This window comes from Robbsia andropogonis (genome assembly GCF_000970345.1).
GTDB lineage: Bacteria > Pseudomonadota > Gammaproteobacteria > Burkholderiales > Burkholderiaceae > Robbsia > Robbsia andropogonis.
On sequence record NZ_LAQU01000202.1, the window covers coordinates 1 to 1,125 of the forward strand.

General features: G+C 56.6%; 1 protein-coding gene and 1 pseudogene. Both read right to left on the reverse strand.

The features are described 5' to 3' along the window. Positions 1–317 (reverse strand): PmbA/TldA family metallopeptidase (locus WM40_RS27120; RefSeq protein ID WP_330218185.1); only part of this gene is annotated, 317 nt, incomplete at its 3' end. A 397-nt stretch (positions 318–714) separates the two neighbouring features. Then, positions 715–1,125 (reverse strand): annotated as a pseudogene (locus WM40_RS31970) (hypothetical protein); the annotation flags it as partial.

Here is a 1,125-nt window from a genome sequence, read left to right on the forward strand (position 1 = left end):
GCCTCATCCCGCGCAGTGACTGCGGCAATCTGTAAAGCGGCCGCTATGGCGGCGTCTAACCCACTACGCGACAGGTCGGATGTCGATGTAGAAGCGCTTCGGCCGTCCCGATAAACGGTAATGGCCGCCTCAGAGACCATCTGAAACTTCCGCTCCGCCGTCACACCACTGCGTACCGTAACCGACCGGCTCTCGGTTCGGAAAACTTCGACTTTCGCGTCGCCTGCGCCATTGACCCCGGCCAGCTCGAGCGCCAGCGCGGCGATGTCTCCTGCGTCGGCGTCCGTTGCGGTAACATCAACAGCGCTTGTCTGCATCTTGTTGCTCCAATTTCTTTTCTGCAGGTTGAGCAAAAATACCTAACCTCTCGCCCGAGTCGAGCTTGCGGTCGATCACCGTGCCGGAAGTTCGACGAGGTTAAAAGATGAGCCTTAGAACGAAAGTCTAGCAATTTAAAGTGAGGAGGGTTTTCCAAAAAATTCGCATCGAATGCAGCGATTGCGGAAATTTATTACAACAATCGCCACTAGACAGGATGTCATTTCCATTCGTCCAGGATATCGAAATGGTCCATCCGTCATTAAGGCCATTGTCGAATTCGCTGCGATGAAGAGGAAGGCAAAAAGTTGGAGAAATACGCAGCACCGCTGATGCGCCGATCAACATCGGCGTGCGCGCTAAGCTCTGGTTCGGTTTTCAGACTCTTTTGGCAACCTACCGGCTTTGGCTGGTGGCCTCCAGCAGCGTATCACCGGCCAGCTTTCCGTACACGCGTATTGCTTCCATGCCCGCAAAGTAAAACGAACGAAAGCGGTCGATAAGCTGCGGCTCCAACTCCGCAATACGCTCCAGCATCCGTTCTCCGTACGGCGGCTTCTCGCCCGCCTGCTGCGCCTCCGTCCCAATCTGGTCTGCGAGACTCGCCATGGTAGCATCGTCCTTTGCGCTCCAACCAATTAAGTCCTGCAGTTCGTTACGTCGCAAGGACGCCACCCGGCCGATGAAGCCAGCGACGGCGTGTGAGTCGGAATGCGGAGCGCACGCGACAGACGAAAGCGTCGCTCCGACGGCACGATGACGCCATTCCGAGCCTGCGGAAGCATGCTCGTCACATGCCTCTCGTAC